28 protein-coding genes are annotated in these 24,698 nt (G+C 62.2%); 17 read left to right on the forward strand and 11 right to left on the reverse strand.

From position 1 onward, the window contains the following. Positions 1-64 precede the first annotated feature (64 nt). A complete protein-coding gene (locus HZ993_RS17070) occupies positions 65-994 on the forward strand; it encodes an adenylate/guanylate cyclase domain-containing protein (protein ID WP_209393938.1) in 930 nt (309 codons plus the stop codon). On the opposite strand, the gene HZ993_RS17075 is transcribed toward HZ993_RS17070, so the two are convergent. The 5 genes from HZ993_RS17075 to nadC all read right to left on the reverse strand — a co-directional run bounded on the left by HZ993_RS17075 (position 991) and on the right by nadC (position 6,015). Next, positions 991-1,557, reverse strand: coding sequence for a hypothetical protein (locus tag HZ993_RS17075; RefSeq protein ID WP_209393939.1), 567 nt, complete (start codon positions 1,555-1,557; stop codon positions 991-993). The two genes, HZ993_RS17070 and HZ993_RS17075, sit on opposite strands and share 4 nt — an antisense overlap. A gap of 61 nt (positions 1,558-1,618) precedes the next feature. Further along, the gene (locus HZ993_RS17080) at positions 1,619-3,121 is read right to left on the reverse strand and encodes a glycoside hydrolase family 13 protein (RefSeq protein ID WP_209393940.1); all 1,503 of its coding nucleotides are present in this window, start codon (positions 3,119-3,121) and stop codon (positions 1,619-1,621) included. A 90-nt stretch (positions 3,122-3,211) separates the two neighbouring features. After that, positions 3,212-3,970: an ABC transporter substrate-binding protein gene (locus HZ993_RS17085; protein ID WP_209393941.1), complete on the reverse strand. Its 759-nt coding sequence runs from the start codon at positions 3,968-3,970 to the stop codon at positions 3,212-3,214. Between the two features lie 48 nt (positions 3,971-4,018). Then, a complete protein-coding gene (gene nadA / locus HZ993_RS17090) occupies positions 4,019-5,143 on the reverse strand; it encodes a quinolinate synthase NadA (protein ID WP_209393942.1) in 1,125 nt (374 codons plus the stop codon). Further along, complete coding sequence (gene nadC / locus HZ993_RS17095) at positions 5,140-6,015, reverse strand: carboxylating nicotinate-nucleotide diphosphorylase (protein ID WP_209393943.1); 876 nt, start codon at positions 6,013-6,015, stop codon at positions 5,140-5,142. Before nadC ends, nadA begins: the two co-directional genes overlap by 4 nt. Positions 6,016-6,133: 118 nt before the next feature. Between nadC and panD the strand changes: the two genes are divergently transcribed. Then, positions 6,134-6,514 carry an aspartate 1-decarboxylase gene (gene panD / locus HZ993_RS17100; RefSeq protein WP_209393944.1) on the forward strand — a complete coding sequence of 127 codons (381 nt, stop codon included), beginning with the start codon at positions 6,134-6,136 and terminating at the stop codon, positions 6,512-6,514. A gap of 61 nt (positions 6,515-6,575) precedes the next feature. On the opposite strand, the gene HZ993_RS24900 is transcribed toward panD, so the two are convergent. Next, positions 6,576-8,189, reverse strand: a complete 1,614-nt coding sequence (locus HZ993_RS24900) for a methyl-accepting chemotaxis protein (protein ID WP_209393945.1) — start codon at positions 8,187-8,189, stop codon at positions 6,576-6,578. A gap of 98 nt (positions 8,190-8,287) precedes the next feature. Next, a complete protein-coding gene (locus HZ993_RS17110; RefSeq protein WP_209393946.1) occupies positions 8,288-8,590 on the reverse strand; it encodes a hypothetical protein in 303 nt (100 codons plus the stop codon). A gap of 74 nt (positions 8,591-8,664) precedes the next feature. Here HZ993_RS17110 and phnC point away from each other — a divergent pair, with 74 nt between their 5' ends. From phnC to phnE, 4 genes are read left to right on the forward strand one after another with little or no spacing between them, the layout of a single operon-like run. Beyond that, entirely contained in the window at positions 8,665-9,537 is an 873-nt protein-coding gene (gene phnC, locus HZ993_RS17115; RefSeq protein WP_209393947.1) for a phosphonate ABC transporter ATP-binding protein, read from the forward strand. Between the two features lie 22 nt (positions 9,538-9,559). Next, entirely contained in the window at positions 9,560-10,540 is a 981-nt protein-coding gene (phnD, locus tag HZ993_RS17120) for a phosphonate ABC transporter substrate-binding protein (protein ID WP_209393948.1), read from the forward strand. Between the two features lie 44 nt (positions 10,541-10,584). Further along, a complete protein-coding gene (gene phnD / locus HZ993_RS17125; RefSeq protein WP_209393949.1) occupies positions 10,585-11,553 on the forward strand; it encodes a phosphonate ABC transporter substrate-binding protein in 969 nt (322 codons plus the stop codon). 43 nt (positions 11,554-11,596) lie between these two features. Continuing rightward, positions 11,597-12,370, forward strand: a complete 774-nt coding sequence (gene phnE / locus HZ993_RS17130; RefSeq protein WP_209398552.1) for a phosphonate ABC transporter, permease protein PhnE — start codon at positions 11,597-11,599, stop codon at positions 12,368-12,370. Positions 12,371-12,388: 18 nt separating this feature from the next. Here phnE and phnN read toward each other — a convergent pair whose 3' ends face one another. From phnN to phnF, 3 genes are read right to left on the reverse strand one after another with little or no spacing between them, the layout of a single operon-like run. Continuing rightward, entirely contained in the window at positions 12,389-12,955 is a 567-nt protein-coding gene (phnN, locus tag HZ993_RS17135) for a phosphonate metabolism protein/1,5-bisphosphokinase (PRPP-forming) PhnN (protein WP_209393950.1), read from the reverse strand. Beyond that, positions 12,952-13,650: a DUF1045 domain-containing protein gene (locus HZ993_RS17140; protein WP_209393951.1), complete on the reverse strand. Its 699-nt coding sequence runs from the start codon at positions 13,648-13,650 to the stop codon at positions 12,952-12,954. The genes phnN and HZ993_RS17140 overlap by 4 nt, the downstream gene beginning before the upstream one ends. Then, complete coding sequence (gene phnF, locus HZ993_RS17145; RefSeq protein WP_209393952.1) at positions 13,647-14,405, reverse strand: phosphonate metabolism transcriptional regulator PhnF; 759 nt, start codon at positions 14,403-14,405, stop codon at positions 13,647-13,649. Before phnF ends, HZ993_RS17140 begins: the two co-directional genes overlap by 4 nt. Positions 14,406-14,560: 155 nt before the next feature. On the opposite strand from phnF, the gene phnG reads away from it, so the two are divergent. From phnG to HZ993_RS17195, 10 genes are all read left to right on the forward strand, one after another. Then, complete coding sequence (phnG, locus tag HZ993_RS17150) at positions 14,561-15,025, forward strand: phosphonate C-P lyase system protein PhnG (protein WP_209393953.1); 465 nt, start codon at positions 14,561-14,563, stop codon at positions 15,023-15,025. After that, the gene (phnH, locus tag HZ993_RS17155) at positions 15,022-15,621 is read left to right on the forward strand and encodes a phosphonate C-P lyase system protein PhnH (protein WP_209393954.1); all 600 of its coding nucleotides are present in this window, start codon (positions 15,022-15,024) and stop codon (positions 15,619-15,621) included. Before phnG ends, phnH begins: the two co-directional genes overlap by 4 nt. Position 15,622: 1 nt before the next feature. Beyond that, positions 15,623-16,759 (forward strand): carbon-phosphorus lyase complex subunit PhnI, encoded by a 1,137-nt coding sequence (locus HZ993_RS17160; protein ID WP_209393955.1) that lies wholly within the window; start codon positions 15,623-15,625, stop codon positions 16,757-16,759. Continuing rightward, positions 16,759-17,655 (forward strand): alpha-D-ribose 1-methylphosphonate 5-phosphate C-P-lyase PhnJ, encoded by an 897-nt coding sequence (locus tag HZ993_RS17165; protein ID WP_209398554.1) that lies wholly within the window; start codon positions 16,759-16,761, stop codon positions 17,653-17,655. The genes HZ993_RS17160 and HZ993_RS17165 overlap by 1 nt, the downstream gene beginning before the upstream one ends. Before the next feature lie 61 nt (positions 17,656-17,716). Further along, the gene (gene phnK, locus HZ993_RS17170; protein WP_209393956.1) at positions 17,717-18,523 is read left to right on the forward strand and encodes a phosphonate C-P lyase system protein PhnK; all 807 of its coding nucleotides are present in this window, start codon (positions 17,717-17,719) and stop codon (positions 18,521-18,523) included. Positions 18,524-18,534: 11 nt separating this feature from the next. Continuing rightward, positions 18,535-19,233, forward strand: a complete 699-nt coding sequence (gene phnL / locus HZ993_RS17175; RefSeq protein ID WP_209393957.1) for a phosphonate C-P lyase system protein PhnL — start codon at positions 18,535-18,537, stop codon at positions 19,231-19,233. Positions 19,234-19,253: 20 nt separating this feature from the next. After that, a complete protein-coding gene (locus HZ993_RS17180; protein WP_209393958.1) occupies positions 19,254-20,396 on the forward strand; it encodes an alpha-D-ribose 1-methylphosphonate 5-triphosphate diphosphatase in 1,143 nt (380 codons plus the stop codon). A gap of 17 nt (positions 20,397-20,413) precedes the next feature. Beyond that, the gene (locus HZ993_RS17185; RefSeq protein WP_209393959.1) at positions 20,414-21,061 is read left to right on the forward strand and encodes a DapH/DapD/GlmU-related protein; all 648 of its coding nucleotides are present in this window, start codon (positions 20,414-20,416) and stop codon (positions 21,059-21,061) included. A 108-nt stretch (positions 21,062-21,169) separates the two neighbouring features. Further along, entirely contained in the window at positions 21,170-21,673 is a 504-nt protein-coding gene (locus HZ993_RS17190) for a helix-turn-helix domain-containing protein (RefSeq protein ID WP_209393960.1), read from the forward strand. Next, positions 21,631-22,158 carry an IS30 family transposase gene (locus HZ993_RS17195; RefSeq protein WP_245213993.1) on the forward strand — a complete coding sequence of 176 codons (528 nt, stop codon included), beginning with the start codon at positions 21,631-21,633 and terminating at the stop codon, positions 22,156-22,158. The genes HZ993_RS17190 and HZ993_RS17195 overlap by 43 nt, the downstream gene beginning before the upstream one ends. Positions 22,159-22,243: 85 nt before the next feature. On the opposite strand, the gene HZ993_RS17200 is transcribed toward HZ993_RS17195, so the two are convergent. Beyond that, positions 22,244-23,752: a cytochrome P450 gene (locus tag HZ993_RS17200; RefSeq protein WP_371816939.1), complete on the reverse strand. Its 1,509-nt coding sequence runs from the start codon at positions 23,750-23,752 to the stop codon at positions 22,244-22,246. Positions 23,753-23,776: 24 nt separating this feature from the next. Between HZ993_RS17200 and HZ993_RS17205 the strand changes: the two genes are divergently transcribed. Beyond that, positions 23,777-24,691 carry an AraC family transcriptional regulator gene (locus HZ993_RS17205; protein WP_209393962.1) on the forward strand — a complete coding sequence of 305 codons (915 nt, stop codon included), beginning with the start codon at positions 23,777-23,779 and terminating at the stop codon, positions 24,689-24,691. Positions 24,692-24,698 lie beyond the last annotated feature (7 nt).

The following is a 24,698-nucleotide window of genomic DNA, read 5'->3' on the forward strand; positions in this document are numbered from 1 at the left end:
TGTCAGCGCGCCACTCGGGCGTTGGCACCATAATGGAATCTTGTCCGACACCTAGTAGCGCACCATGGTCGACAACACCACCATTGCTTTTGCCGATTTCACGGGAAGTACGGGCCTGTATGAAACCTTGGGCAATACCAAGGCTGCCGAAAGCCTGACACGGGGTACACACTGGATCGGCAAGCTGTGCGAATCGCGCGGTGGTCGCGTCATCAAGTACCTGGGGGATGGTGTGCTGATGGCCTTTGCCGACAACACGGTGGCGGTGCAGACCATGGCAGAGATGCAGCGCCTGCACCATGAACGCATCAGCACCTGGCCGGAGCGGGTGCGCATGAAGATCAAGGTGGGTATGGCCCGCGGCCCTGTGGTGGAGCAGCAGGGCGATTGTTTTGGTGATGCGGTGAATGTGGCCTCTCGCTTGAGTGACCTGGCGCAGGGCGAGCAAATACTGGTCTCGCAGCCTGTGGTGGCCGCTTTGGCGGACAGTGGCAGCACCCGGTCCCGCAATCTGGGCCTGATGGACATCCGTGGCAAAGCCGAGCCGGTGGAGGTGCACCGTGTGGAATGGGATAGTGACGCGGCTTCCGAGTTTTTGACCATGCCTGCCGTACTCGACATGCTGGCCGACTCCAACACCCGCGCACAGAGCACCATCACGCTCCAGTGCCTCGATGTTCAGACCACGTTCACCGGCCCCGATTTTCCGATTTATGTGGGGCGTGAAAACGACTCCCACTTCCCGGTGAATGACCAGCGTGTCTCCCGCATGCATGTGCGCATAGACCGCAGGGGGGGCAACTTTGTGCTGGAAGACCTGAGCAGTTACGGCACCTGGGTGCGTTTTGCCGGCTCCGATTCCATCATCGCGCTGCGCCGCCAGGAGTGCACCCTGTCGGGCAATGGCGAAATTGCGTTGGGTGCCTCGTTTGACGACTTCAGCGCGCCCTGTATCAGCTTTGCCATACAGGATGTTGCAGCGAAGCCGGCTTAGGATTTTCCCAGCGCGCCCGACAACTTGTCCAGCGAGACGAGTACCGAGGACACGCTCAGTGCACTCTCGACAATGGCGCCCCAGTCCGCGGACTGGACCCTGACGCCATAGTGGTACATGGGGTGCTCCAGCTTGCGTTGGGCCACCAGCTCGGCCATCTTTGTCGCGCTGGGTGCGGCCCCCAGCGAACTCAGTACCTTGAGCTTTTCGGCCACCATGCCCGGCACACGCAGCAGTTTGAGCAAACGCATGTGCAGTTGCGGGTTGTTGACCACGGCCTGGGCCTGTGTGTACAAGAGGCGGTTGACCACGGTTGCCAGCACCACGTCGTCGCTGGTGTTGAGCGATTGCCAGGCAATGGTCCCGGCAAAGCGGGTGAGGCCGCGGCGCAACTCCAGCTCAGGGCCTGGCAAAGCGGACGCATGGTAGAAGTTGAAGCCCACCGCATTCCACTCCAGCGCTTCGAGGTATTCCCATTTGTCGTCGGCACGGTACTGCAGTCGAATACCGATGTGGCTGTGGCGGTCGTCGTTTCGCGCGATCGAGAGGGGGTCTTCTGCCAAGTTGCGCTCCGTCTGCAAAGGTCTGTGGTGCCATTGCATTAAAGCACTTTGCAGGCGGGCGTCAAATACGGTTGCGGGCCTTGAAAAAGTTGTAGCGTGTGTAGGGCTCCACCGCTTGGTAGACCGCGCTACTGTGCGGCGCAAGGTTGAGCCGCACACTGGCGGCCTGTACCTTGGTGTCGGGCGCGGCGCCCAGTGCGTCGTGCAGCGGCACGCCGTCGTACCAGTGGGAGTAGGGCAGTAGCAGCAAGGCGTTGAGCGGTTCATCCCCCAGGTTGATGACCACCAGCGCGGCCTCTCCCGGTACTTCGGTGTGGCGCAAAAAAACCAGCGCATTGCTATGGGGCAAGCGGTCGCCCAGCACCGTCACGTCACCGTACTGCAAGGCCGCATTGGCCTGGCGCATGGCAATGAGGCGTTTGACCCAATCGCGCTGGGTGGTGTTCCAGTCGGCCGCGTTCCAGCGCATGGGGCGGCGGCAGTCGGGGTCGGCGCCGCCTTCCATGCCGATTTCTTCGCCGTAATACACCAGGGGCACGCCGGGCATGGTGAACTGCATCAGCATGGCCAGGCGCGCCTTCTCGGCGCTGCCCACCGTGGTGATCAGGCGCGGCGTGTCGTGGCTGGATAACATGTTCCACGAACACAGCAGGCCCGGTAAATCGTAGCCCGCGCGGGCATCACGCAGCGCGTGGTTCATCTGCACAGCGTCGATGTCACCGGCCAGCCAGGCCAGCAAGGCCGTGCGGTACCAGTAGTTCATCATGCCCTGGTAGCCACCACCGGCCTGGAACCAGGCACCCGAAAAACCATTCAGCTCGCCCAGCAAACCGGCGTTCGGAAAACGCGCACCAACGATGGCGCGCATCTCTTGCGCCACGGGTATGCCCACGTCCTGCGCCACATCAAAGCGCCAGTTGTCCACGCCCTGTTCCAGCCAGTGCTGCACCACACTGTCGCGCTGGCGGTACAACACATCGCGCACGGCGGGGTTGGCCAGGTTCAGCTCGGGCATGCTGCTGAAGTCTTGCCAGCATTGGTAACTGCCATCGGCCTGCCAGGTGAACCAGTCGCGCGTGGCCGCATCACCGGCCTGGGCCGCTAGAAACCAGGGGTGCTGGTCGGACACATGGTTCAGCACGGCGTCCAGCGTCAGGCCCATGTGGCGCGCGTGTAGTGCGGCGATCAGGCGCTGCAACGCCGCCTCGCCACCAAACATCGGGTCGATCTGGAAGAAGTCGGTGGCGTCGTATTTGTGGTTGCTGGGGGAGGCAAAGATGGGCGTCAGGTAGACACCGGTTACACCCAGGTCCGCCAAATAGTCCAGCTTGTCGGTGATGCCATCTAGGTCGCCGCCAAAAAACTGGTGGCCCCAGGGCTGCTGCAGCGTGCTGTCGTTCCAGTCACACTTGTGGGCTTGCGGCAGGTCATACGCCGGGCTGGCCAATTTGTCGGCACTGCCCAGGCCCCCACCGATGGCGAAACGTTCGGGGAAGATCTGGTACACCACCTGGCTGGCGGTGTGGCGGGTGAAGGCGTCTAGCGGGGTGGGCGTTGTTGTCATGGGGGCACACCTTAGCAGCTAAACCCGCGGTGTGGCACGTCGCCGGTTACCAGCAGGCGTCAAGTTGCGCACCCTTAGGTGTGGCGGCGCTCAATGGTCTCTCTGGTAACGCTGGTAGATGCGGTCCAACTCACCGCTGCGTTTGAGCTGGGCCACGGCCTGCTCCAGCAGGCGCACGGTGGTCGGGTCCAAGCGGCGGCTGGCCCATAGATAACTGAGGCTGGACTGCATCACGCCGGGGTGCAGCCGGAGCTGGTCTGACAGCCCCTCGGCCTTGATGTAGTGGGCTCCAGTGAGCTCGTTGGTGTAATAAAACCGCGCCCGTTTGCTGGCCACATTGCGCAGCGCCACCGCGCTGCCGCCGGGTGTCTCCAGCACCCGCACGCCGTGGCGGCGCAGGTCGGCAGCGTAACTCGCGCCCGATTGGGTGACCACCAGATCGTCCGTTTGGGTCAGGTCTTTCACCGACTGGATGACGCCGTTGTCGTCGCGCCGCCCCACCAGGCGCTCCTGCAGCGTGAACAGTGGGGTGCTTATGCGGAAGGCAATCTCGTTGCGCATGGGGGTATCCAGCAGGGCACACACCACATCCAGCAATCCGTCTTTGAGTCCGGCCTCAATGCGTTTGACGGGTGTGGGTTGCGGGTCGATGCTAAAGCGCAGGTTTTTGTCCACCCGTTCGATGGCGGCCAGGATATCGGGGCAATGGCCCGTGGCCGGGCCCTCTGTATCCATGAACTTGGGTGCCGAGCCCTCTTGGGCAACCGTGCGCATAGCCACAGTCTGGGCCATGGCAGACTGGGTTGCTGCCATCAGCAACACCAGCAGAAAGGTGGCGAAGGGTCTCACGCCACCAGTATGCTGTTAGGTTGCTGGTCCGTCAATCCAGTACACCACTCAGGCGGCCCCGATGTGCGGCACCAGGCCTGCCACCGGTTGGCCGGCCTTCAGCGCGGCGGTAAAGGCCAGCATGCGGTCAATGGGACGGCGTGCCAGCAGGCCCAGGGCCGGGTCCACGTGGATTTCGTTGGTGCCGTGTTCCAGCACATGGGCCAGGCCGGCCAAGCCATTCATCGCCATCCAGGGGCAATGGGCGCAGCTTTTGCAGGTGGCGCTGTTGCCGGCTGTGGGGGCCTCGTAAAAAACCTTGTCGGGGTTCAGCGTGCGCAGCTTGTGCATCATGCCGTTGTCGGTGGCGACAATGAATTCGGTTGCAGCCATCTCGCGTGCGGCCTTCAGGATGGCGCTTGTGGAGCCCACGGCGTCGGCCAGTGCCACCACGTCGGCGGGGGATTCGGGGTGCACCAGCACCTTGGCCTTGGGGTGTTCCTTTTTCAGCGCCTCCAGTTCAAAGGCCTTGAACTCGTCGTGCACGATGCAGGCACCGTTCCAGAACACCATGTCGGCACCGGTCTCGCGCTGGATGTAGCCGCCCAGGTGGCGGTCGGGTGCCCACAGGATTTTCTGGCCGCTGTCCTTGAGGGCGCGCACGATGTCCAGCGCGCAGCTCGATGTTACCAACCAGTCGGAGCGGGCTTTCACCGCCGCGCTGGTGTTGGCATAGACCACCACAGTGCGGTCCGGGTGGGCGTCGCAAAAGGCGCTGAATTCGTCCACGGGGCAGCCCAGATCCAAAGAACAGGTGGCGTCCAGGTCGGGCATCAACACAGTCTTCTCGGGCGACAGAATCTTGGCCGTTTCACCCATGAACTTCACGCCCGACACCACCAGCGTCTGCGCCGCATGGTCGCGGCCAAAACGGGCCATCTCCAGCGAATCGCTGACGATGCCACCGGTTTCTTCGGCCAGGTCCTGCAGGTCGGGGTGCACATAGTAGTGCGACACCATGACCGCGTTTTTTTCCTTCAGCAGGCGGCGCACCTTGTCTTTCAGCGCGGTGCGCTCGGTCTGTGTGGGCTCCACCGGCACACGCGCCCAGGCGTGGCGGGTGCTGCAGACGCCGCCGGTGTTGGTGTCGGGTTGTTCGTAGTCGACGGCGATGGTGATTGTTTGCGCCATCATTGGGCTCCGGAGAAGGTGTCAAAACGCATGGAGTAGTCGGTGGCCAAGACGTCCTTGGTCAGGGTGCCGATGGAGATGCGGTCCACGCCGGTTTCGGCCAGTGCACGCAGGCCATCCAGCGTGACGCCGCCGGAGATTTCGAGCACCGCACGGCCGGCATTGATGCGCACAGCCTCGTGTAATGTCGGCAGGCCCATATTGTCCAGCAGCACCATACGTGCGCCAGCGTCGAGCGCTTCGCTGAGTTGTGCCAGGGTTTCGACCTCTATCTCGACAAAGCTGGCCTCGGCGGCAATCTTGTCGGCCTGTTGCAGCACCTGGGCAATACCACCCGCGGCGGCGATGTGGTTCTCTTTGATCAGGATGGCGTCGTACAGGCCCACGCGGTGGTTGGTACCACCGCCGCAGCGCACGGCGTATTTTTGGGCCAGGCGCAGACCGGGCAGGGTCTTGCGGGTGTCCACGATGGCCGCGCGGGTGCCCGCCACTACCGCTACGTACTTGGCCGTCTTGGTCGCCACGGCACTGAGCATCTGCAAAAAGTTCAGCGCGGTGCGCTCAGCCGTCAGCAGCGCCTGCGCGTTGCCACGGACCTCAAACACCACCTGGTTGGCCTCGCAGCGGCCTCCGTCCTGCACATACCAGGTGATCTGGGCCTGGGGGTCCTGGGACAGGATGGCCGCCTGCACCCAGGCCTGGCCGCAGACCACGGCGCTTTCGCGGCACAAGACGCGGGCGCGGGCCTGGCGGGTGGGGTCTATCAGGCCGGCGGTCAGGTCGCCGTCGCCCACGTCCTCGGCCAGGGCGCGTGCCACGTCGGCTTGGGCCAGCTTTTCCAGGGATGCGGCGGAGAAATCAAATGACTTTTGCATAGGTAATGGGGTCAAAAAGCGCGCCACCGGGTGCCATACACTACGCGGCGTCTCGTTTGGGGAGGCCTCAGATGGTACACATCCGGCCACCGCTTCTACTTTCCACCTGCCAATAGCCATGTTCAGAACCCTGCTCAAATCCAAGATCCACCGCGCCAGCGTGACCCACTGCGAACTCAACTACGAAGGCTCCTGCGCCATCGACGAAGACCTGCTGGACGCCGCCAACCTGGGCGAAAACGAGCAGGTGCACATCTGGAACATCAACAACGGCGAACGGTTTGTGACCTACGCGATCCGCGCCGAGCGGGGCAGCCGCATCATCTCGGTCAATGGCTCGGCGGCGCGCCGGGCTGCGGTGGGTGACCTGGTCATCATCGCCGCCTTTGCGCAGGTGCACGAGGACCAGGTGAAAGGCTTCGAGCCCAAGCTGGTGTTTGTGAATCCGGACAACCGGATCAAGGAAGAGCGCTCCACCATCCCCATCCAGATGGCTTGAAGCCAAATAGGCCTCTAGCCCCCGTGGAATATGCCTATATAGCTATATATGTGATAGCGGTTTAGCGGGACAGGCGCAACGCCGAGGAAGGTGCGGAACTGCGGGACGGCGCCGACAGGGTGTCAGACAGTTTAAACACCGCAACCGTCTGCACCAGGTCGCTGGCCTGGGATTTCAGACTGGCCGCGGCGGCGGCCATTTCTTCCACCAGGGCCGCGTTTTGTTGGGTGGTCTGGTCCATCTGGGTCACCGCCTCACCGACCTGGGCCACGCCGGCAGCCTGTTCGTTGCTGGCGGCTGCGATCTCGCCCATGATGTCGGTCACCCGCTTGATGGACGTAACAACTTCCGTCATGGTTTCGCCGGCCTGGTCTACCAGGGCCGAGCCGTGTTCCACCCGCTCCACGCTGGTGCCGATCAGGCTCTTGATCTCCTTGGCCGCTTCGGCCGAGCGGCCGGCCAGGCTGCGCACTTCAGATGCCACCACGGCAAATCCCCGGCCTTGTTCACCCGCACGGGCGGCTTCCACCGCCGCGTTCAGGGCCAGGATATTGGTCTGAAAGGCAATGCCGTCTATGACACTGATGATGTCGGCTATCTTGCGGCTGGACTCGTTGATGCCCTTCATTGTCTCCACCACCTGGCCCACGACTTTGCCGCCTTGCTGCGCCACGCTGGAGGCACTTTGTGCCAATTGGTTGGCCTGGCGGGCGCTGTCCGCGTTTTGTTTGACGGTGGAGCTGAGCTCTTCCATGGAGGCCGCGGTTTCTTCCAGCGCGCTGGCCTGGTGTTCGGTGCGCGCCGACAGATCGTGGTTGCCCTGGGCTATCTCAGCGCTGGCCGACGACACCTGTTCGGCATTGCCGCGCACAGAGGCCACAATGTCCTGCAGACGCTGGCGCATGGTTTCCAGGCCCATCAGCAAGGTCGATGTTTCATCTTTGCCGTCTGCACGCATGGCAACGGTCATGTCCCCTTCACTCATACGTTGTGCGCCTTGTGACGCTATCTCCAGCGGGCCGGTGACACTGCGGCTGACCAGCAATCCCAAAGACACACCAACGGCCGCACTGAGCAGCACCAGCACGGCCGTGATATTGCGGCTGCGGTGGTAGAGGGCGGTGTTGGAGTCTGCCAAGGCCTTGGCCTCCTGCTCCTTGAGCTGCGATAGCCCATTCATGGCATTGCCCAACTGGATGCTGGGGGGCGCGACTTCGTCCCGCAGGAAGGTGGTCAGGTCGTTGGGCTCCTGCAGTTCGGCCGATTTCATCTTGGCCAGCAGGGCATCGACCTGTTGTTTGTCCTTGGCCGCCGCGTCGCGCAGCTTGCCGAGTTGTTGTTTGCCCTCTTCCGAGACAAAAAGCGGCGTGGCCTGGTCGATCAGGCTGTTGCTCTTGTCCCGGCCGTCCTGGACCCGCTTGAGCGCGGCCGTGCGGTCGGCCAGGCCGGTAGCCAGCATGGCATCGCGCAGGGCTACAACCGCCTTGAGCCGCTCCACATTGGCCTCTTTGAACAGCGACAGGCCGATCAGCTCACGCTCGTACAACAGTGTGTCGGCGTCGTCGATCTGTTTCATGTTGTAGATGGCATAACCGCCCAAGGCCGCGCCGAGCAGGGCGACGGCAACAAAGGCTGCTACCAGTTTGCTGGCGATTCTGAAGTCTGAAAGGCGCATGGCTGTGTCTCCTGGTTTGTCGGGTACCCGGTTTAACCGGGTGCCGCTTTGTTGAGGGGACTATAGCCACATGCAGCAGCAATTAGCAATAGTGGCGTTTACGTGTTGCACGGCGCAAAATGTGCCCATAGTGTTTCGCCCCAGGCCCAGGGTCCGACCAGGGTGAGCGTCACGGTGGTCCATTCGCCATCGGTCTGCCTGTGTTCGTCCATATCCCACACGCCGCCCTCATCCAGCGGGCCGCGCGGCCCCGGGCTGTGGGTGCTTATCCAGGCCAGCAGGGTGTCCACTTCAGCCTGCTGGGCCGCCTGTTGGTGCGCACGCACGCTGGCCATTGCCTCCCAGCTGCCATTGCCTTGGCCGTCGTCGCTGGCATCAAAAATCAGGTATTGCAGGGGCATGGAATTTGGGCATTGTTGACACGGTTTTGTCATGTTGCGTCGGTAACTTGGGCGACTTCGTATAGGAGCCACCCATGTCTACAGCAATCACTATATCGGGACTGAACAAGACTTTCTGCAGCGGACGCAAGGCCCTGCAGGATATCCATCTGACGATTGAAGCCGGGGAAATGGTGGCCTTGATCGGCGCATCCGGCTCGGGCAAATCCACGCTGTTGCGCCACATGGCGGGGCTGATGGCCGGGGACAGTGGGGGCCAGGGCCTGGTGCAGATCCACGGCAGCACGGTGCAGCGGGATGGCAAGGTTGCCTCTGATATCCGCAGCATCCGCTCCGGCGTGGGTTTTGTGTTCCAGCAGTTCAATTTGGTGGACCGCTTGCCGGTTATTGTGAATGTGCTGGCCGGCAGCTTGCACCGTGTGCCCCTGTGGCGCAGCCTGACCCGCTGGTTCACCGAATCCGAAGTGGCGCGTGGCATGGAAGCCTTGCGCCGTGTTGGTATTGCCGAGTGTGGCCCCCAGCGCGCGTCAACCCTGTCGGGTGGCCAGCAGCAGCGTGCGGCCATTGCGCGGGCGCTGGTGCAGGGTGCCAGGGTGATCCTGGCGGACGAGCCCATCGCCTCGCTGGACCCCGAATCGTCGCGCAAGGTGATGGACATTCTGGCGCGGGTCAACCGTGAAGACCAATGCACGGTGGTGGTGTCGCTGCACCAGGTGAATGTGGCCATGAAGTACTGTGCCCGCACGGTGGCCCTGCACCAGGGCCGTGTGGTGTATGACGGCCCGTCCGTGGCGCTGACCCCCACGCTGCTGCGGGAGCTGTATGGTGCCGAGGCCGACGACATCCTTGCCCTGGGTGACCACATCTCCAGCTTGCAGGACAACAAACCAGCCGCGCCACACCTGGCATGGCCGGCGCCCGTGGTGGCCATGGCGCAGGCCGCCTGAACACCCTTCCAGGATGCTTGCCATGGTCAAGATCAAGACATTCATTGCAGCGCTGGTCTGCACCCCGCTTCTGCTCACCTTCAACCCTGCGGCTGCGCAGGAACTGAAGGAAATCAGTTTCGGCATCCTGTCCACCGAGTCTGCGCAAAACCTCAAGCAGGACTGGCAACCGGTGATCGACGACATGGGCGCACGGCTGGGCATCAAGGTCAACGCTTTTTTTGCACCGGACTACGCGGGTGTGATTGAAGGCTTGCGTTTCAACAAGGTGCAGGTCGCCTGGCTCGGCAACAAGTCGGCGGTGGATGCGGTAGAGCGCGCCAACAGCGAAGTGTTTGCCCAAACCATCAATGCCGATGGGTCCATGGGTTATTACAGCTTTGTCAGCGTACACAAGGACAGTGCCTACCAAAACCTGAATGATCTTTTGGCCCATGCGAAGAACCTCAGCTTTGGCATGGGAGACCCCAACTCCACCTCCGGCTTCCTGGTGCCCAGTTATTACCTGTTTGCGCTGAACAACGTCAACCACAAGACGGCCTTCAAGGCGGTGCGTGGCGCCAACCATGAGACCAACATCATGGCCGTTGCCAACAAGCAGGTTGACGCGGCCATCCACAGCTCGGATGTGCTGGAGCGCGTGGCGTCACGCCAGCCCGAGATCGCGGCCCAATTGCGCCAGGTGTGGAAGTCGCCCCTGATTGCCTCAGACCCCATGGTGTGGCGCAAGGACCTGCCCACAGACCTCCAGCGCAGGATCAAGGACTTCTTTCTGGCCTATGGCCGCACAGGGCCAGATGCTGCGCGCGAGAAAGCCCAGCTCAAAAAATTGACGCTGGGTGGTTTTCAGGCGTCCAGCAATGCCCAGCTCACGCCCGTGCGCCAGCTGGAGCTGTTCAAGGAAAAGTTAAAACTAGAAGCCGATGCATCGCAGGCGGGCGATGACAAGAAGGCCAGGCTGGATGAGATCCATCGCAGGTTGGCAGAGCTTGCCAAGTCATGACCGTCACTTCCATTTTTCAACGTATTCACACCCAAGGACACCTTATGTTCAAAATCTCTTTTGTTGGCATGGCCCTCGCGGCATGCGTTGCCGCTACCCCGGCATCGGCGCAGGAGTTGAAGGAATTCAACTTTGGCATCATCTCTACCGAAGCATCCACCAATCTGAAGTCGGACTGGCAACCGATTTTGGATGACCTGTCCAAAAAAACCGGGCTCAAGGTCAACGCCTTTTTTGCACCCGACTACGCGGGCATTATTGAAGGCATGCGTTTCAACAAAGTACACGCGGCCTGGTTTGGCAACAAGTCGGCCATGGAAGCCGTCGACCGCGCCAGTGGTGAAGTATTTGCCCAGATGGTGAATGCGGATGGCTCACAGGGCTATTACTCGCACCTGATCGTGCACAAAGACAGCCCGCTGAAGTCTTTGGACGATGTGCTCAAACAAGGCAAGAATTTGTCATTTGGCAATGGAGACCCCAATTCCACATCCGGCTTTCTGGTGCCCAGCTACTACGTGTTTGCGCAAAACAAGATTGACCCCAAGACACACTTCAAGCTGGTGCGCAGCGCCAACCACGAAACCAACTCCCTGGCCGTTGCCAACAAACAAGTGGATGTGGCGACCAGCAACAGCGAGAACCTGGACAAGATCAAAGACCGGATGCCCGAAAAGTTCAACGACATCCGCATCATCTGGACCTCTCCGCTGATTCCGCTGGACCCGTTGGTGATCCGCAAGGACCTGCCCGAAGCCTACAAGGCCAAGATCAAGGACTTCTTCTACACCTATGGCAACGGTGGCCAGCAGGAGAAAGACAACCTGTTCAAGGTATCCAAGCTCTCCGGTTTCAAACCGTCCACCAATGCCCAGCTCACACCCATCCGCCAGTTGGAGTTGTTCAAGACGCGCAACAAGTTCGAGGCCGACGCCAACCTGAGCGCACCTGAAAAACAAGCCAAGTTGGCCGATATCGACAAACAGCTGGCGGCACTGAGCCCCGCCAAGTGAGTCTGCAGTGAGCACACAAACCCCTTCGATTGCCCTGGCTGCCATGCCCGCCCCGCAGGTGCCGCGAACCAGTGTTGCTGCTTTGGTGGCCTGGGGTGTGCTGCTGGCACTGTTGGCGGGCTCCTGGAAAGGGGCCGACATGCGCCCCCTGGACCTGGTGCGCGATTCGGCCAATATGGTGACCTATGCCGTAGACTTCTTCCCGCCGAAGTTTACGGACTGGCGCATCTACCTGCAGGAGATGGTCATCACCCTGCAGATTGCCCTGTGGGGCACAGCGCTGGCCGTGGTGTTTGCCGTGCCGTTTGGTTTGTTGTCGTCGGCCAACATCACACCCTGGTGGATCCACCAGCCCATACGCCGCCTGATGGACGCGGCCCGCGCCATCAACGAAATGGTGTTCGCCATGTTGTTTATTGTGGCGGTGGGCCTGGGCCCCTTCGCCGGCGTGTTGGCGCTGTTTGTGCACACCACGGGCATTTTGGCCAAGTTGTTTTCGGAAGCCGTGGAGTCCATTGATTCGCAACCGGTAGAGGGCATACGGGCGACGGGTGCCAATGCACTGGAAGAGATTGTGTACGGTGTTATTCCCCAGGTGTTGCCACTGTGGATCTCTTACACCCTGTACCGTTTTGAATCCAATGTGCGATCGGCTTCGGTGGTTGGCATGGTGGGTGCGGGTGGCATTGGCGTCATTCTGTGGGAAATCATCCGCGGCTTCCAGTACGCAGAAACCTGCGCGGTGATGATCATCATCATCGTGACGGTCAGTGTGATTGATCTGGTGTCGGCTCGCATTCGCAAGTCGCTGATCTGAGCGTTGGGGGGCGCGGTATTAGCCTGGCGCTTGTGCTGCCAGCTTGTGCAGGTACTGTGCGAGTTGGAGCCCGGCGTCCGCAAGGGCGCCATTGTTCACAATCGTGCAGTCCGCGCGCAGGTCCGTAAACTGGCTGTTGCGGGCCAGGCGCAGGGCCACTGCATGGCTTGAATCGCGGCCGCGCTGGTGCAGCCGCTGTTCCAGTTGGTGGGCATCGGCCAGCACTTGCACGATACGCACGGTGTGTCCCAATGCCTGTGCGTGCGCCAAGGTGTTGACATGTTCTCGTGAACCATTCACCACCACCACCCTCCCCGCGGTGACATCGGTCGTGTAGTCTGCGCTGACACCATAAGCAAAGCCATGGGCATGCCAATGCCAGGCCAGGGCGCGTGTCTCCAGCAGCTGTTCAAAGTAGCAGGGCGATACCGCGTCGTGGTCAGAGCCGGGCTGGGCCGGCCGTGTCACCACCCGGCGGCTGAACACGACCTGGTGCTGTTCAGCCAGGTAGTTCTGAGCCCAGGCCATCACACTGTCTTTGCCAGCGCCAGAAGCGCCACACACCAAAACCCACTTGCCGCTCATGCCAACAACTCCGCATCGGCCTGGCGCACAAAGTTTGCGCCAGGCTCTGGTTCCACAAATAGGCACAGGCGGTCCAGTACCAGGGGGTGTTCCTGGTTGAGGCGGGCCACTGAACCTTCAACCGCACGTACCACCACCTGTGCAAGGGGCTCGGCAATGGGACCGGTCAGTGTGAAGTGCAGTTGGTAACGTTCCATCACATGGGGGTAGCCGTACAACATCAGCAGCTCTTGCGCGCGCGCATCCAGGGGTTGCGCCAGGCGGCGTTTCAGGTCCTGCTGCGACAGCGGCGCACGCAGATCGTCCAGGCTGGTGACGCAGCGCGCAGCCAAGGTGCCCAGGGCTGCAGGTGGTGTGTGGGGTAACACGGCCGTAAAGTTGTCCAGGCGGGTGGCGACCATAGGACCCAGTGCCAGCGGCTTGAGTTGTTGGGCCAGGGCACGCATGCGCACCAACAGGTCGGCCTCTGTGACGCCGTCACGCAGAACAAACGGCGCCTTCAGCGTGGCGTGGAAGCCATAACGGCGCGGGTAGGCGGTGAGTTGGTGCAGTTGTTGTGCGGGTATCTCCGCAATCTCGGGATGCACCAGGGCTTGGTTCGTCCCCTCGTCGCGGCCTAGCCAATGGGCACCAAAGTTCCACCAGGGTGTGCCTTGTGTGGGCGTGAAGTAGATGGCGTAACGTGCTGTAGTCATGCCTGCGCTCCCGCATCCACCACCAGTTGCACGCGGTCACCACAAAAGACCGTTTCGCCGTATTTGATGGGAACGCCCTCCATGTCGGCATCCACACTTTCCACACACAGCAGGGGGCGATTCACCGGCTGCGCCAATAGCCGCGCGGTTTCGTCCGATGGCATCTGTGTGGTGATGCGGCTGAGGGAGCGCACATAGTCCTGCACACCGAAGTGTTTCAGGATTTCGGTGGTGCGGCTGCCTTCGTTCAACATGTCCAGCAGCCCCGCAAACCGCTGGGCCGGGTAATAGGCGGTGGCCATGCCTATGGGGGCGTCGTTGGCCTCATCCAGCGTCTCCACCATCAGCACCTTGGCGCCTTTGGCGAGCTTGAGTTCTTGCTGCACCTGTGCAGGTGCGGGCAATTCGCGGGCGCTCAGCAATTGTTTGCTGGGTATCAGGCCCTGTTGCAACAGGTTCTCGCTGAACCGGGTGCGCCGTGTCAGCGCGTAGTCCAGCAGTTCATGCTGCACAAACATGCCGCGTCCCGCTTCGATGCGCACCAGGCCTTCGGTTTGCAGTGCGGACACGGCCTGGCGCAAGGTATGGCGGTTGACACCAAAACGCGCAGACAGTTCCACCTCGCCGGGCAGGCGCCCGGTATCCGAGTAGGCGCGGTTGCGGATTTCGGTGGTCAGGGTGTCGGCGATCTGGCGCCACACGGACACACCGCTGCGACGTCCGGGGCTGCTGGAAGAGAACACATCAAAGGACATTGTGTAGGGACTCCAAGGGCGCTCGGCACACTGGAATTTGCTTGCGACGTGTCACAAATTCTTCATGTTGAGCAGTTGAACTACATGCATGGGTAACGCGATGCGAAGCCATTGCATTCCACCCGTCCACTCTAGTAACTGATTTAGACATCTGTATGACAAGCGACACCTCAACGGCACCCACGGCCTCAAGACAGGCATGGCTGGCTACCCTGGCCCGGGCCAGCGTTGCACAGCTGGAAAGCGCCATCCCCCCCGCGGCCGACCTGACCACACTCCAGCAGGTGCGCCCTGCCGAAGTGGGCATGGTGATGCTGCGCGGGCGGGTGGGCGGCACAGGCAACCCCTTTAATCTGGGTGAGGCCAGCATGGTGCGCTGTGCCGTGCGCCTGGGTGATGGGCCGCTGGGTGTCGGTTATGTGTTGGGCCGCAACAAGCGCCAGGCCGAATTGGTTGCACTGTGTGATGCCCTGCTGCAAGACCCGCAGCACCATGATCGTCTGCAAGGCCTGTTGATTGAACCGCTGGCCACGGCGCAGGCACAGGCCCGTGCGCAGCAACAGCGTGCGGTGGCAGACTCCAAGGTTGAATTCTTCACCTTTGTGCGGGGTGAAGCATGAGTACGAACCCCTTGCTGGCCCCCGGTTTGCCGGACGTGGTGCATGGCAGCCAGCAGACCTTTCGCGCCGTGCTGGATGCATTGGCCCGCCCGGGCACAGTGTGTGAGATTGGCGCGTCATTGCCGCAGGTGGCCTTGGGTGGCGCCATGGCGCGATTGCTGCTGTCACTGACCGACGACGAGACCCCCGTCTGGTGGCAACGTGCGGACACCACTACGCAGGGTTGGCTGCAGTTTCACACCGGAGCGGGCGTGGCTGCGAACGCGGGTGCTGCCAGCTTCGCGGTCATCCACGACCTGGATGCGCCGTTTGACCTGGTCGACTTTGCGATGGGCAGCGCGGAGTCTCCCGAGTTTTCCACCACCTTGATTGTTGAGCTGCCCGCGCTGCACGGCGGGCAGGAGTTGGAATGGCGTGGCCCCGGCATTGAGGTCTTGCAGCGGGTGGGCCTGTGTGGTGTACCCAATCACTTCTGGTCCCAGTGGCAGGCCAACCATGCGGCGTTTCCGGCGGGCGTGGACATGGTATTTACCTGCGGCGACCAGGCGCTGGGCCTGCCCCGCACCACACGTGTTCGCCGATTGGAAAGGGTCTGATATGTATGTAGCAGTCAAGGGCGGCGCGGCCGCCATAGAAAGTTCCTGGCGCTTGCTGGACACGCAGCGTCGCGGCGACACGTCCATAACCGAGTTATCGGTGGCACAAATTCGTACCCAGCTTTCGCTGGCGGTGGACCGGGTGATGAGCGAAGGGGCTTTGTTTGACCCAGAGCTTGCAGCCCTGGCCATCAAACAGGCCAGTGGTGACCTGGTGGAAGCCATCTTTTTGCTGCGCGCCTACCGCACCACCTTGCCGCGGCTGGGTTACACCGTGCCGCTGGACACGGCCCGCATTGACCTGGTGCGCCGCATATCGGCCACCTTCAAAGAGGTGCCGGGTGGCCAGCTGCTGGGGCCTACTTACGACTACACCCAGCGCCTGCTGGATTTCAGGTTGTTGGCCGAGGGCGGCACAGAGGCAGCACAGGCTGCGCCTGGAGTGCAAACACCCCCACCAGTGCCGGTGGATGACAACCGGGTAGTGCCCCGTATCAACGACCTGTTGGCCCGCGAAGGCCTGCTGGAGACACCGCAGCCTGTGGATGCCGCAGCACCGGGCGACCTGACCCGCGACCCCTTGATGTTCCCCGCTGACCGCGCGCTACGCCTGCAGGCCTTGGCCCGGGGTGACGAAGGCTGGTTGCTGGCCATGGGTTACTCCACCCAACGCGGCTACGCCAACGCTCACCCATTTGCCGGTGAGATTCGCCGTGGTTTTGTCCGTGTGGAACTGGAGCCCGATGAACTCGGTTTTGCGATCGATATTGGCGACCTGGAAGTGACCGAGTGCCAAATGATCAACCAGTTCCATGGCAGCAAAGACATACCGCCGCAATTCACCCAAGGCTACGGGCTGGCCTTTGGCGGCGCCGAGCGCAAGGCCATGGCCATGGCTCTGGTGGACCGCGCACTGCGCGCCGATGAGCTGGGCGAGCCCCGTGTGGCCCCGGCGCAGGACGAAGAGTTTGTGTTGTCCCATGCGGACAACGTCGAGGCATCGGGCTTTGTGCAGCACCTGAAGCTGCCGCACTACGTCGACTTTCAGGCCGAGCTGGAGTTGGTGCGCAAGCTGCGCGCCAGCCATGCACAGGCCGACACGTCGGAGCCCGAACAACAGCAGCAGGAAGCCGCATGATGATGGACAACCACTACAACTTTGCCTTCCTGGACGAGCGCACCAAGAAACGCATACGCCGCGCCCTGCTCAAGGCCGTGGCGGTGCCGGGCTACCAGGTGCCATTCGGGTCACGCGAAATGCCCTTTGCCTATGGCTGGGGTACGGGCGGTGTGCAGGTTACGGCCAGCATCATCGGGCTGGACGATGTGCTCAAGGTGATTGACCAGGGGGCGGATGACACCACCAATGCGGTCAACATACGCCGCTTTTTTGCGCGCACCACGGGCGTTGCCACCACCGAAAAGACACGTGACGCCACGCTGATCCAGACCCGCCACCGCATACCCGAGCTGCCGCTGACAAAGAAGCAGATCCTGGTCTACCAGGTGCCCATGCCCGAGCCGCTGTCCAAGCTGGAGCCGCGCCGGCGCGAAGCCATCAAGATGCATGCGCTGACCGAGTACGGCCTCATGCATGTGCGCCTGTACGAAGATATTGCACAACTGGGCGCCATCTCGCGCAGCTACGACTACCCCGTCATGGTGAACGAGCGTTACCTGATGTCGCCTTCACCCATCCCCAAGTTCGACAACCCCAAGATGCATATGAACCCCGCCTTGCAGCTCTTTGGTGCCGGGCGCGAAAAACGCCTCTATGCCATCCCGCCGTTCACGCCGGTGCGCAGCCTGGACTTTGAAGACCACCCGTTTGAAGTGCAGCGCTGGGACCATGCCTGTGCGCTGTGTGGTGCCACCGAGAGTTTTCTGGATGAAATGATTGTGGACGACCAGGGCAGCCGCCTGTTTGTGTGCTCCGACAGCGACTACTGCGAAGAGCGCCGCAGCGCCGGTGAGGTCGGCACCCAGCAGGCCGTTACCCTGCACAACGCGCTGGCCCAGCAGGAGGCCGCATGAGCGCCGCGCCGGGCCGCCCCAAGCAAGCTCGCACCGCAGTGCGCAGCACGAAGGTTATCCAATGACCGCGCCGGTTCTGCTGTCTGCGCGCCAGGCCGGCAAGGCCTTTATGCACCAGGGCCAGCCGCGCTGGGCGTGCCGGGGTGTGAGTTTTGATCTGTACCCCGGAGAGGTGCTGGCCGTGGTGGGGGAGTCCGGCTCCGGCAAAAGCACCCTGCTGCGCCTGCTGGCAGCGCGCCATGCCTGTGACGAGGGATCGGTGCACTACGACGTGCGTGCAGAGTCCGACGCAGCGTCTTCCGGTTTGGTGGACCTGGCGGAGCTGTCCGAAGCGCGTTTGCGCTGGCTGGCCCGCACCGATTGGGGTTTTGTCGAACAACATGCCCGCGACGGTCTGCGCATGAACGTATCGGGCGGTGCCAATGTGGGTGAACGCCTGATGGCGTTGGGCTCGCGCAACTATGGCGGGCTGCGCAGCGAAGCTCTATCGTGGATGCAGCGTGTGGAGCTGGACACCACCCGCATAGACGACTTGCCCGCCACCTACTCCGGCGGCATGCAACAGCGCTTGCAGATCGCGCGCAACCTGGTGACCCATCCGCGGCTGGTGTTCATGGACGAGCCCACCACGGGTCTGGATGTGTCGGTGCAGGCCCGCCTGCTGGACCTGCTGCGTGAGCTGGTCGACGAGTTGCAACTGGCCGCGGTGCTGGTCACCCACGACCTTGCCGTTGCTCGCCTGCTGGCCCAGCGCATGCTCGTCATGAAGGACGGCCAAGTGGTCGAGCAGGGGCTGACCGACCGGGTGCTGGACGACCCCCAGCACCCCTACACCCAGCTGCTGGTTTCTTCGGTTTTAACCCCTTGAGAGCGGACACTATGGTGACTGTCATTGAAACCATTGCATTGTGCAAAACATTCACCCTGCATCACCGCGCAGGGGCCAAGCTGCCGGTATTTGCCAACATCGACCTGCAGGTTCAGGCCGGTGAATGCCTTGCGCTGACCGGCCACTCCGGCAGTGGCAAAAGCTCTTTGCTGCGCTGCCTGTATGGCAACTACGGTGCCACCAGTGGTGAGGTGCGCATCCGCCATCTGGACCACTGGGTCAACCTGGGCCAGGCCGAGGCGCGCGAAGTGTTCGATGTGCGCCGGCGCACCATGGGATATGTGTCGCAGTTTTTGCGGACCATTCCCCGTGTTTCCACGCTGGACATCGTGGCCGACCCGCTGCGCCGCCTGGGGCATAGCGCCGCCGAGGCCCGCGCCCAGGCCGCGCAGTGGCTCACCCGGTTGAACCTGCACGAACACCTGTGGCACCTGCCACCCGCCACGTTTTCAGGCGGGGAGCAACAGCGCGTCAACATCGCTCACGGAATGATCACCAACCCGCCGGTGCTGCTGCTGGACGAGCCCACGGCCTCACTGGACGCCGACAACCGCCGCGTGGTGGTGGAGCTGATACATGCCGCGCGCGCCAAAGGCAGCGCCATCGTGGGCATCTTCCACGACGACGAAGTGCGCGAGGCCGTGGCCACCCGCAGTTTTGACGTGGAACAACACCGTAAACCCAATTGATTTTGCAGAAAGACATTTGTATGAACCAACGCATCATTCGCAACGCCCGTGTGGTCACGGCAGACGAAGAATTTACCGGCACCGTGTGTATCGAGGACGGCATGATCCGCTCCGTGGACCGTGGTGACACCGCTGTGCCAAACGCGCAGGACTGGGCCGGCGACTGGCTCATGCCCGGCTTGGTGGAAGTGCACACCGACAACCTGGAGAAACACCTGTCGCCCCGCCCCGGTGTGTTGTGGAACGCCCACTCCGCCATGATGGTGCACGACGCCCAGTGTGCCGCGGCCGGCATCACCACGGTGCTGGACTCGGTGGTGATTGGCGACCTGGACGCCGGCGGCGCGCGCTGCCAGACACAACACACGTCGATTGCCGCGCTGCACCAGTGCCGTGATGAAGGCCTGATGCGCGTGGAGCATTTGTTGCACCTGCGCTGTGAAGTGTCGGCCCCCGATATTCTGGAAGTGTTCCACCAGTATGCGGATGACAGCCTGCTCAAGCTGGTCAGCGTGATGGACCACACGCCCGGCCAGCGCCAGTGGCGCGACCTGACCAGCTACCGCCGTTACTCCGAGCGCAATGGCCGTTACAGCGATGCAGAGTTCGATGCCATGATTGCCGAGCGCAAGGCCGACCAGCAGGCATTCGCCTTGCCCCACCGCAAAGTGATTGTGCAGGCCAGCCGTGCGCGCAACATCCCCCTGGCCAGCCATGATGACACGCTGGTCAGTGATGTGGAGCTGGCGATTGAGGAGGGCGTGGGCATTTCGGAGTTCCCCACCACCGTGGCCGCCGCACAGGCTGCGCGCAAGGCCGGTTTGGCCATCGTGATGGGTGGGCCCAATATGGTCAAGGGCGGCTCCCACTCGGGCAATGTGTCGGCAGCGGAGCTGGCGCAGCTGGATTTGCTGGACGTGTTTTCGTCTGATTACGTGCCCAGCAGCCTGTTGCTGGCCACCTTCATGCTGGGGCAGCTGGACGGCTGGAGCCTGCCCAAGGCGGTGCGCACAGTCACGCGCAATGCGGCGCACTCCATAGGCCTGCAGGACCGTGGCGAAGTGGCCCCCGGCCTGCGCGCCGATCTGCTACGGGTGCGCATGACCCAGGTGGGCACACCCATGGTGGTGGAGACCTGGCTGGGCGCCCAGCGCGCGCATTGAGCACAGGTGCTACCGCGATGCCACTGACCCATATTGCCGCCCACAACCTGCCCAGCGCCGTGCGCCTGGGTGAGGCACCCACACTGGCGTCCAGCGCCGTGGTGCGCGATTGCCACTTTGGCCGCTACACCCAGGTGGGTGAACAGGTGCAGATGCAGGACTGTGTGCTGGGTGACTACTCTTACCTGCAACCCCACTGCGACCTGATCTCCACCGACATCGGCAAGTTTGCGAATATTGCCGCCATGGTGCGTATCAACCCCGGCTTCCACCCCATGGAGTGCCCCACGCTGCACCACTTCACCTACCGGCCCGTCATGTACGGTATGGCCGAGCAGAACGATGAAGACTTCTTTGCATGGCGGCGCCGGCAGCGGGTCATCATCGGCCACGACACCTGGATAGGGCACGGCGTGGTCATCATGCCCGGCGTGCACATTGGCAATGGCGCTGTGGTGGGCAGCAATGCAGTGGTCACCAAGGATGTGCCGCCTTATGCCATTGTGGGCGGGGTGGCCGCCAAGCTGATCCGCTACCGCTTTCCCCGCGCCATTGCGCAGGCGCTGGAGGCTACCGCCTGGTGGGACTGGGACCATGCCACGTTGACCGCGCGTTTGCCCGAGTTCAAGGACCTGCGGAAATTTTTGGCCCAGTACGCTCCCTGAGTGGTTTATGGGGCGGATTCAAGTACGAAGTGCAACGTTTTAGAAACGGGTTAGGCCAAGAGTGAATAGGATGCACTTTTGTGACCGGCCAGTCCCAAACGTTGCACCATGACCTATACACACTTGACCCAAGAAGAACGATACCAAATTCACAACCTCACGCGCCAAGGCATTCATCTGTCGCAAATTGCAGCAGAGCTTGGACGTAGCAGCTCGACGATCAGCCGCGAGCTCAGGCGCAATGCCAGTGCCCGGGGCTACCAACCTGCACTGGCCCAAGACAAAGCGACTCAGAGACAGACACAGCGTCGCAATGCACGCCAGTTCGAGCCAGAGCAGTGGCAACTCGTGGAGCTGTATCTGCGCCTGAGCTTGTCTCCCCAGCAAGTCAGTGACCGCCTGGCTTTAGAGGATCGTTTGTCGATTAGCACCGAAGCCATCTACCAATACGCCTATGCCAACAAAGCCCAGGGCGGTGATTTAGTCGGGTACTTGCGCTGTCAAAACTTCGTAGAAAGCGCTATGCCAGTGGTCGAGAGCGCCGTGGGGTACTCAAGAACCGGGTCGGAATTGAACATCGCCCCGCAGTGGTGGATAGCAAGAAGCGCATAGGCGACTGGGAGGGCGATACGGTGATCGGCGGGGGGCGCAAAGGCGTGTTGGTGACACTGGTGGAACGCAAGTCCCGCTATACCTTGGCGCATCCACTACGCTCCAAGCACAGTGCGGGGGTGACGCAGGCCATTGTCGATTTGCTGCGCCCCCACAGACATGCCTGCAAGACACTGACCTTTGACAACGGCAAGGAGTTCGCTGAGCACGAATTCATTGCAAGTTGTTTGAGGGCGAAGGTGTACTTTGCCAAGCCCTACTGCTCATGGCAGCGTGGGCTCAATGAGAACACCAACGGGCTGCTGCGACAGTTCTTTCCAAAGGGGTGCAGTTTGCTCAAGGTGACACAGGCTCAGGTCGATGAAGCTGTGTACTTACTCAATCATCGGCCTCGTAAGTGCCTGGGCTATCGCACACCGCATGAGGTCTTCTACAACCTACCCGTCAGACCTCTTACACTGCATTCCGTTGCGCTTTGTACTTGAATCCGCCTGAAAAAATGGCCTCTAGCTCCCGATAAATATAACGATATAGCTATCAAATATATAGCATTTGGCTCTGAGGCAAACCTCAGGGCGCGACGATGCGGCTGAGCCGCAACTGAACAGACTGCTTGGGGCGCAGCGTCACATGCAGCTCTGGCGTGCAGGCTGCGGCGCCCGCGGGCAATTCCAGCGTGAAGCGTTGCAGCAGCATGGCCGACAGCAGCGTCATTTCCACCATCGCGAAGTGCTGACCCAGGCACACGCGCGGGCCGGCGCCGAAGGGCATCCAGGCGCCTTTGGGAATGGGCGGCGCACCGTCCATGAAACGCTGTGGCCGGAAGGCGTGGGGCTGGTCAAACCAGCGTCCGTCGTGGTGCAGCACCCAGGGTGTGATGCGCAGCATCGCGCCCTTGGGAATGTGCCAGCCATCGACCATGATGGGTGCGGTGGTGCGCCGGCTCATGATGGCCGCCACGGGTGGGTACAGGCGCATGGCCTCCTTCAGCGTGGCAGTCAGCCACGGCAGCTGGGCCATGTGCTGCGGCCCAGGCGTGCCGCTGCCTACTACGGCGCGCACCTCGTCCCGCGCGCGTTGTGCCACCTCGGGGTGTTCGGCCATCAGCCGGCTCCACCACAGCAAGGCCGTGGCCGAGGTTTCGTGGCCGGCCTGGAAGCTCACCATGCACTGGTCAAAAACCTCCTGGTCCGACAGACCGGTGCCGGTTGCCTCGTCGCGCAGGGCCAGCAGGCGGCCCAGCAAGTCCTGCTGGTTGGCCTGGTCGGGTTGTTCGGCGATGGCGGCTTGGCGTTCGGTGATGTGGCCTTGTATCAGCTGGCGCAAGTTGCGCAGCGCTTTGCGTTTGGCGGCCTTGCCGGGCAATGGCAACCAGTCTGGCAGCGTGAACAGGCGAAACATTTCACGGAAGGCGGTGGCTGACAGGGTTTGTGTGGCGCCGATGGCGGCCAATGAGTCCTGTTGCGCCGAGCGGCTGAACATCGTACGCAGAATAACATCCATGGCCACCCGGTTCCACAGTGCATCCATCGTTACCAGTGCGTGGCTCTGACCCTCTGCCACCAGCTTGTCAAACGCTTCCTGTGCGGCAGCCGTCATCAGCTCGGCATAACCCGCTACTTGCTTGGGCGTGAAGGCAGCCATCAGCATGCGGCGCTGGCGTTGCCAGGTGGCGCCCTCGGTGACCAGCACACTTTGGCCAAAGACCTGGGCGAACACTTCGATGCCACGCTCCCAGCGGATCAGGGCATCGGCATGGGTGACCAGGGCCTCGCGCACCAGATCGGGCGACATCAAGTCCCACGCGTGTTCATTGCCCAAACGCATATAGCTGATGTCGCCGTGGTTGCGCTGCAGCTTGGTGACAAAACCCAGGTAGTCGCGTTTCATTTCTCTCAGCAGGGGCAGACCCCACCAGCGGGACACGGGGCCGGGAGCGTGGGTGCTGCGGGCGGGACTTGGAGGGGTGGACGGTGTGGTGGCGGAGGGGGCGGAAGGGGCGGAAGTTGGGGTTAGGACTGCGTTCATGTGGGGCATTGTGTTGCGCCCATGGGTTGCCGTATTGAACGATTGCGACATGTGGCCCACACTACACTGCGGGCCATGGCAAGCCCCAGCACTAACACGATTGCGTTTGATCCCGCCCTGTGGCCCAGCGGCACGCTGTGGCAACCCCGCGCATCGCTGTCGGCTTGTGTGCGTGCCAGCATGGTGCGCAACACGCTGGGTGCTGACCATACGGACGCGCAGCGGGTCAACCATTTCCCGGCCTCGCCCATGTGCAGCCTGAGCTGGTGGTTCAGTGGCAGCAGCCAGTGTTTGAACAGCCCGCCCGCCGTTGCTGCGGAAGGTGTGTTTGGTGAAACCATGCCCATGCCAGGGCGGTGGGTGCTGTGCGGGCCACAAACGCGGCCCGTCTCCACCTGGTGCCCGGGGCCGGTGCACTCCATGATGGTCTTGGTGATGCCCGACGCCTTGCATGCGCTGACGGGGCTGCAGGTGTCCGATCTGATCGACCAGTTTTTTGACGCCAGCACCATATTGCCACCCGATTGGCTGCCCATGCTCCAGCAGGTGCAGGACGCACCGGACGATGCGCAGCGGCTGCAGGCCCTGGAGGAATTTCTGGAGCCCCGCTGGCAACGGTACAGACCCAGCCAACCCTTGGTCCAACAGCGCTACTCGGACTGGGTTGCCCACCTGGCGCTACGGGCGGCGGTATCGGCTCCGGGGCGCAGCCTGCGCCAGCTGGAGCGGCGCATCAAGCAGTGGTCCGGTCTGCCTCTGCGTGAACTGCGGGTGATGGGGCGGTCTGAAGAAGCCTTTTTAATGACCGCTGCACTGGCCACCCAAACCACGGCCAAGCTGGACTGGGCGCAGATCGCGGTGGATACGGGCTACTCCGACCAATCCCACCTGATCCGCACCACCCGTCGCATCACCGGGTTTACGCCGGATGCGTTGGGCAAAGGCATACAGCAGCAGGAGAGTTTTTGGGCCTACCGCTTGTGGATGTAGGCTGCAG

The sequence above is a fragment of the Rhodoferax sp. AJA081-3 genome, assembly GCF_017798165.1.
Taxonomy (GTDB): domain Bacteria; phylum Pseudomonadota; class Gammaproteobacteria; order Burkholderiales; family Burkholderiaceae_C; genus Allorhodoferax.